The organism is Pseudomonas sp. 18058, from assembly GCF_902706155.1.
GTDB classification, from domain to species: domain Bacteria; phylum Pseudomonadota; class Gammaproteobacteria; order Pseudomonadales; family Pseudomonadaceae; genus Aquipseudomonas; species Aquipseudomonas rustica.
On sequence record NZ_CACSJY010000108.1, the window covers coordinates 1 to 7,156 of the forward strand.

The window sequence follows — 7,156 nt, forward strand, 5'->3', positions numbered from 1 at the left end:
ACGAAGCATTCTTTATCGGCGCTTTGGTGGAAGGGGTGGGGCCGATGTCTCCCACAGTCTGTACTGGGCTAACAGTCAGAAGCTGGCTTTTGGTCCCACCCACCCCTTCGAGTCCTACCATACAAGCGGGCTTGCTCGCGAAGGCGGGGTGTCAGTTAGCAATGATGTCGACTGATACACCGCGTTCGCGAGCAAGCCCGCTCCCACAAGGGGACAGCGGTGTCAGGAAAAATTCTGGAAAAGATTTAAGCCCCGCTGTAACGCATCGCCATGACCTTTCTCTAGAGGGTTAAGCAAGCGCAAAAACGCTTGTAAAAACCCTGACCGAAACTGGAGAAACACCATGACTGCTACCACCCGCACTCTGTCCGCCACCGCCCTGGTTCTGGCCCTCGGCTCTGCGCTGAGCATCGCCGCCGTTTCTACCGCCCACGCGGCCGATGACATGGAAAAATGCTTTGGCGTGGCCATGAAAGGCAAGAACGATTGCGCTGCAGGCGCCGGCACCACCTGCGCTGGCACCGCGAAAACCGACTACCAGGCCAACGCCTGGAAGCTCGTCCCTAAGGGCACCTGCGCCAAGACTGAAAGCAAAACCTCGCCGACCGGTTTCGGCCAGATGGAAGCTTTCAAAGCGAAGTCCTGATTCACGGCCTGCCTGAGTGACGATCATGTTCACACCTGACGACCATGCCCTCCCCCGCACTCAGGCAGCCCTCACCGGGCTCCCGCCCCGTGCCGGGCTGGGGCTCAAGACCGGGCACTTTCGTGAAGTGCTCGATACCCAACCGGACATCGGTTTTTTCGAAGTCCACGCCGAAAACTACATGGTGGCCGGCGGCCCGTTTCATCACTTTCTCGGTTTGATTCGCGAACAGTATCCGCTGTCGCTGCATGGCGTCGGTTTGTCCATCGGCAGCGAAGGGCCGTTGGATACTCAGCACCTGCAACGTCTGGCCGAGCTGATCGAGCGCTATCAACCACACTCCTTTTCCGAACATCTGGCCTGGTCGAGCCACGGCCCAGTGTTCCTCAATGACCTGCTGCCCCTGGCCTACGACGAGCCGACGCTGAACCGCGTCTGCGCGCACATCGATCAGGTGCAAAACACTCTTAAACGGCCAATGCTGCTGGAAAACCCGGCAACGTATCTGGCGTTTCAGCATTCAACGTACGACGAGCCTGACTTCATCCATGAAGTGATCCGTCGCAGCGGCTGTGGGCTGTTGCTCGACGTCAACAATGTCTATGTGTCGTGCGTAAATCATCACCGTGATCCATTGGCGTATCTCGATGCGCTGCCGCTGCACGCGGTTGGCGAGATTCATCTGGCCGGGTTTGCCGAAGATTCTGACAACCTCGGCGACCGATTGCTGATTGACGATCATGGCGCGCCGATCGATCAAGCCGTTTGGGCCTTGTATTGGCAGACGCTGGATCGTATCGGGCCGATAGCAACCTTGATCGAACGGGACAATCAGGTGCCCGCGTTCAACACCTTGCTGGCCGAAGCGCAGCAGGCAGACGAAATGCTGCTGTGCGCCGGGAGTCGGCCATGAGCACGCACAGCGCATTCAGCGCCGCGCTGCTCGATGTACGTCTGCCCTGCCCTGCCGGTTTGTGCAGCAGTAACGGCGCCGATCCCGCCAGCCGGTTTGCGGTGTACCGCAACAATGTGCAGAGCTCGTTGATCAACGCACTGGCGGACGGTTATCCGGTGGTTGCGCAACTGGTCGGCGAGGAATTTTTCCGCGCCATGGCGGCCACTTTCGTACAACAGCAGCCGCCGCAGAGTCCGTTGATGAGCCGCTATGGCGAAGCGTTTGCGGACTTTATTGACGCCTTCGAACCGGCATCGAGCGTGCCCTATCTGGCCGATGTCGCGCGCCTTGAGCATCTGCGCACGCAGGCCTATCACGCCGCCGACGCCGACCCCGTACGGCCAGAACAGATCACCGCAGCACTCGCCGCCCCGCAAGGCTTAAGCGATCTGTGCTTCACGCTTCATCCCTCCCTGCACCTCCTCCATTCGGCTTATGCCGTGGTTGCGATCTGGGCTGCACATCAGCAACAACCGTCACTTGAAGGCATCGAGATCCATCAGGGTCAGCACGCGCTGATCCTGCGCAACGGTCTGGAGGTTGAGGTGTTCGCCATCGATCACGGCGCCAGCGTATTTATCCGCCATTTGATCAACGGCCAGCCGCTACTGGCAGCTGCCGAAAACAGCCCTGAATTCGATCTCAGCCAGACCCTGGCCTTGCTGATCGCGCGCAACGTCATCACCCACTTGAACAATAAGGTAACGCCATGAACAACCTGATCACTCGCGCCATTGCGCTGCTCGAGAGAATCCCCCAGAGCCTGATCGCTTTTATTGCGCGCTTCGCGATTGCAGCGGTGTTCTGGAAGTCCGGGCAGACCAAGATCGAGGGGCTGGCGATCGACCTCATCGACGGCACCTTTCAGCTTGGCTGGCCGCGTCTCGCTGATTCGACCATTCCGTTGTTCACCAGTGAATATCACGTGCCGCTGCTGTCGCCGGAGATCGCCGCGCACATGGCCGCGTTTGCCGAGCACTTCTTTCCGGTGCTGATTCTGGTTGGGTTTGCTACGCGCTTTTCGGCCATGGCGTTGCTGGGGATGACGATTACCATTCAGCTGTTTGTGTACCCGGATGCTTACCCGACTCACGGTACGTGGGCGGCGGTGTTGCTGTATCTGATGGCGACCGGGCCGGGCAAGATGTCGATCGACCACCTGATCGCCCGCCGTTTTTCCCGCTAAACAAAAATCCCTGTAGGAGCTGCCGAAGGCTGCGATCTTTTGATCTTTCTTTTTCAGGATCAAAAGATCGCAGCCTTCGGCAGCTCCTACAGGGGATCACCGTTAACGCTGGAGGCGATCCAGCGCCTCGCCGCTGCGTTTGAACCAGCCAATCAGATAGTCCGCCAGCACTTGCGTGCGCTTGGGCAAACCGCCCTGATACGGATGCACCAGGTACATCGGCATGCGCCGCGTCTGATAATCACGCAGGATCCAGCGCAATCGGCCGTCAGCCAATTCCGCTTGCAGCAGGTACGAAGGCAATCGCGCGATACCGGCGCCGCTCAGCGCGGCTTTTTTCAGCAAGTTGTAGTGATTGCTGGCAAACGGCCCGGACACGCGTACTCGCAACAATTCGTGCTGCTGGTGATACAGCCATTCTTCGCGACCGCTGTAGTGGCTGTTGAGCAAGCAACGGTGCTCGGCCAGCGCTTGTGGTGTCGACGGTTCGCCGAATCGATCCAGATACGCGGGACTCGCACAGGTCATTTCCTGCCAGGCCAGCAACGGCTTGGCCACCAGTCGTTCGTCATTCGCCACTTCTGAACGGATCGCCAGATCAAAGCCATCGCGGGACAGATCGCGGTAGCTGTTGTTCAGCTCCAGCTCGATCTGCACCTCGGGATACTGATGCGAAAACTCCAGCAACAATCCATCGAAAAACGTTTCCCCCAACGACACCGGAACCGTCATACGCACCGGGCCGGCCATGTCGTCCTTCAACCGCGCCAATGCCTGACGGGCTTTTTCGACCTGGACTACAAGCGCCTGCGCCTGGGGCAATAACGCAGCGCCGGCCGCCGTAAGGCTCAGGCGTCGAGTGGTGCGTTGTAGCAACACCACGGAAAACTGCGCTTCGAGCTGACTGATGCGTTTGGACAACTGCCCCTTGCTGCAGCCCAATTGCTGCGCCGCCAAGGTGAAACTGCCGGCTTCGATCAACACGGCGAACGCCGCCAGATCATCCATTTCGCTCATGGATTGTTTCCATTTGAAAACCAAAGGTTGCCTATTAGTGCGCTTATCCACAGAAAAAACCACTCTAGACTGAAACCTCGTTCACACACTTGAGGTACAGCTCGATGAAAATTCTGTTGATAGGCGCTGGCGGCACCATCGGTTCGGCCGTGGACAAAGAACTGTCGCAACGCCACGAAGTGATTCGTATCGGCCGCACCAGCGGTGATTTCCATGTGGATATCAGTGACAGCACGTCGATCCGCAAGCTGTTCGAGCAGACCGGCAAATTCGACGCACTGGTCTGCGCCGCCGGTAACGTCACATTTGCGCCGCTGGGCGAGATGAGCGAAGACAGCTTCGCCCTCGGCCTCAAGGACAAGTTGATGGGCCAAGTGAATTTGCTGCTGATCGGCCGCGAATTCGCCAACGATGGCGCCTCGTTCACCTTCACTACTGGCGTGCTCAGCCACGATCCGATTCGCAGCGGTGCGTCGGCAGCGCTGGTCAACGGTGCGCTGGACAGCTTTGTGCGGGCAGCGGCCACTGAGTTGCCGCGTGGCCTGCGCATTAACTCGATCAGCCCGACGGTGTTGCTGGAAGCGATGGGTAAATATGCGCCGTACTTCCGTGGCTATAAGCCGGTTCCTGCGGCGGATGTGGCGTTGGCCTACGCGAAAAGTGTTGAAGGGCTACAGACCGGGCAGACGTTTCACGTGGGGTGAGATCAAGAGATCGCAGCCTGCGGCAGCTCCTACAGGGGAGTGTCGGGGTTGCGATGTTTTGCATTTTGCCGGCGGGCGGCGTAATTCGGTGTAGGAGATGCCGCAGGCTGCGATCTTTTGCATTTGACTGACAGGCTGCGTAACGTGGCGACACTTGTCTGGAGAGCCGAAGATGCGTGTTGCCCGTTCGTTAGTCCTTGTTGCCCTGCTGCCGTTGTTTGCGGCGTGCCAGTTGTTCGATGGCCCGCGTGAAAGTGCCTCGCACGTCGGGCAAACGCGGATGCAGGGGCAACTGACCGCCGCTGACGGCAAACTGGTGTTCCAGCCGTGTCAGGATCAGCGCCAACTGGTGGTCAACGACATCGGCGGCACCAGCGTGCTGCAAGAAGCCGCCACCCTCGCCGACGAGCAAGGCAAGCTGTTCGCCGATGTTCGCGGCAAAGTCTCCGGCGATCGCCTCGATCTGACTCAGCTGTATCGCGTCGAGCGCTCCGGCACCGCGTGTGATGATCCGAATTTCAAACTGCTGATCCTGCGTGCCGCCGGCCATGGCCCGGAGTGGAACGTCAAGGTCAGCGGCAAAGGTATGGTCATCGACCGTGAAGGCCAGCCGCCACTCGCCGTGCCGTACATTGAAGATCAATTGGGCGATGGCCGCTTCAATCTCAGCAGCGAAGCCAACAACCAGCGCATTGAATTGTGGGTCGCGCCGCAGCGCTGCATCGACAGCAACACCGGCAGCGTGCAGCACATGAGCGCCGAGCTGCGCATCGACGGCAAGGTGCAGCGCGGTTGCGGGTATTTCGGCGGATCGCGCAACGACTGAGCGTTTTAGCCTCACCGGATCCGGCCTTTGCGGCTTATAATCGCGGCCTTCAAACGCCCTGGCGCAGTTGTGCGCCCCGCGAACCCGGATCCTCGCCATGTTACGAATCACTGAACTCAAGCTGCCAATCGACCATCCCGAAGAAGACCTGCGCCCTGCCATCGTGCAGCGCCTGGGCATCGCCAGCGATGATTTGCTCGATTTCACCTTGTTCAAGCGCAGCTACGACGCGCGCAAAAAGTCCTCCGAACTGTGCTTCATCTACACCATCGACCTCGAAGTGCGCGACGAGGCCAACGTGTTGGGCAAGTTCGCCGACGACCGTAACGTCAACGTGGCGCCGGATGTCAGCTACAAATTCGTCGGCGAAGCGCCGAGCGACCTGAACCAGCGCCCGATCGTTGTCGGTTTCGGCCCGTGCGGCATCTTCGCCGGCCTGCTGCTGGCGCAAATGGGCTTCAAGCCGATCGTCCTCGAACGCGGCACCGAAGTCCGTCAGCGCACCAAGGACACTTGGGGCTTGTGGCGGAAAAGCGTACTCAACCCCGAGTCCAACGTGCAGTTCGGTGAAGGCGGCGCGGGCACGTTCTCCGACGGCAAGCTGTACAGCCAGATCAAGGATCCGAAGTTCCTTGGCCGCAAAGTCCTGCACGAGTTCGTCAAGGCCGGCGCGCCGGAAGAAATTCTCTACGTCAGCAAGCCGCACATCGGTACGTTCCGTCTGACCGGCATGGTTGAAAACATGCGCGAGCAGATCCGCGAACTGGGCGGCGAAGTGCGCTTCCAGGAGCGCGTCACCGACGTGCTGATCGAGGACGGCCAATTGGTCGGCGTACAACTGGCCAGCGGCGAAACCCTGCATTCGAAACACGTGGTTCTGGCCCTCGGCCACAGCGCCCGCGACACGTTCCGCATGCTCCACAGCCGTGGCGTGTTCATGGAAGCCAAACCGTTCTCGGTGGGTTTCCGTATCGAACACCCGCAATCGCTGATCGACCGTGCGCGTCTGGGCAAGTACGCCGGCCACCCGAAACTCGGTGCCGCCGACTACAAACTGGTGCACCACGCCAAGAACGGCCGTTCGGTCTACAGCTTCTGCATGTGCCCGGGCGGCACCGTGGTCGCGGCGACTTCCGAGCCGAACCGCGTGGTCACCAACGGCATGAGCCAGTACTCGCGTAATGAACGCAATGCCAACTCCGGCATCGTCGTCGGCATCACCCCGGAAGTCGATTATCCGGGCGGCCCGCTGGCGGGGATCGAGTTGCAGGAACGCCTGGAATCCCACGCGTTCATCCTTGGCGGCAGCGATTACAAGGCGCCGGCGCAACTGGTTGGCGACTTCATCAACGACATTCCTTCGACCGAACTGGGCGAAGTCGAGCCGTCGTACAAACCGGGCGTGGCGCTGGGCGATCTGTCCCTGGCATTGCCGGAATTTGCGATTGAAGCGATTCGTGAAGCCTTGCCGGCGTTCGAGAAGCAGATTCGCGGTTACTCGCTGCACGATGCGGTGTTGACCGGGATCGAGACGCGTACCTCGTCGCCGCTGCGCATTACGCGTAACGAAACGCTGCAGAGCATGAACGTGAAAGGCTTGTTCCCGGCGGGTGAAGGCGCGGGGTATGCGGGCGGAATTCTGTCGGCGGGTGTGGACGGGATTCGCATCGCAGAAGCCGTGGCACGCGACATCCTCGGCCTGACTGACTAATCAGCACTAACTGACACAACACAAAACCCCTGTGGGAGCGGGCTTGCTCGCGAAAGCGTCGTTTCAGGCGATACATGTATCGCCTGAAACACTGCTTTCGCGAGCAAGCCC

8 protein-coding genes are annotated in these 7,156 nt (G+C 59.9%); 7 read left to right on the forward strand and 1 reads right to left on the reverse strand.

Annotated elements, in window-relative coordinates:
* The first annotated feature begins 343 nt into the window (after positions 1 to 343).
* Genes GVL50_RS28225 through GVL50_RS28240 form a run of 4 tightly spaced genes read left to right on the forward strand, consistent with a single transcriptional unit; the run spans position 344 to position 2,787 of the window.
* The gene (locus GVL50_RS28225) at positions 344 to 646 is read left to right on the forward strand and encodes a DUF2282 domain-containing protein (protein ID WP_053117837.1); all 303 of its coding nucleotides are present in this window, start codon (positions 344 to 346) and stop codon (positions 644 to 646) included.
* A 25-nt stretch (positions 647 to 671) separates the two neighbouring features.
* On the forward strand, positions 672 to 1,559 hold the full coding sequence (locus tag GVL50_RS28230; RefSeq protein WP_159815822.1) for a DUF692 domain-containing protein: 888 nt from the start codon (positions 672 to 674) through the stop codon (positions 1,557 to 1,559).
* Complete coding sequence (locus GVL50_RS28235) at positions 1,556 to 2,314, forward strand: DUF2063 domain-containing protein (protein WP_159815823.1); 759 nt, start codon at positions 1,556 to 1,558, stop codon at positions 2,312 to 2,314. The genes GVL50_RS28230 and GVL50_RS28235 overlap by 4 nt, the downstream gene beginning before the upstream one ends.
* A complete protein-coding gene (locus GVL50_RS28240; protein ID WP_159815824.1) occupies positions 2,311 to 2,787 on the forward strand; it encodes a DoxX family protein in 477 nt (158 codons plus the stop codon). The genes GVL50_RS28235 and GVL50_RS28240 overlap by 4 nt, the downstream gene beginning before the upstream one ends.
* Positions 2,788 to 2,889: 102 nt before the next feature.
* Here the strand turns inward: GVL50_RS28240 and GVL50_RS28245 are convergent, their stop codons facing one another.
* A complete protein-coding gene (locus GVL50_RS28245; protein ID WP_159815825.1) occupies positions 2,890 to 3,804 on the reverse strand; it encodes a LysR family transcriptional regulator in 915 nt (304 codons plus the stop codon).
* 104 nt (positions 3,805 to 3,908) lie between these two features.
* Here GVL50_RS28245 and GVL50_RS28250 point away from each other — a divergent pair, with 104 nt between their 5' ends.
* The 3 genes from GVL50_RS28250 (at position 3,909) to GVL50_RS28260 (ending at position 7,045) form a co-directional block, all read left to right on the forward strand.
* On the forward strand, positions 3,909 to 4,508 hold the full coding sequence (locus GVL50_RS28250) for a short chain dehydrogenase (protein WP_159815826.1): 600 nt from the start codon (positions 3,909 to 3,911) through the stop codon (positions 4,506 to 4,508).
* 172 nt (positions 4,509 to 4,680) lie between these two features.
* Positions 4,681 to 5,334, forward strand: a complete 654-nt coding sequence (locus tag GVL50_RS28255; RefSeq protein ID WP_159815827.1) for a COG3650 family protein — start codon at positions 4,681 to 4,683, stop codon at positions 5,332 to 5,334.
* 97 nt (positions 5,335 to 5,431) lie between these two features.
* Positions 5,432 to 7,045: an NAD(P)/FAD-dependent oxidoreductase gene (locus GVL50_RS28260; RefSeq protein ID WP_159815828.1), complete on the forward strand. Its 1,614-nt coding sequence runs from the start codon at positions 5,432 to 5,434 to the stop codon at positions 7,043 to 7,045.
* Positions 7,046 to 7,156 lie beyond the last annotated feature (111 nt).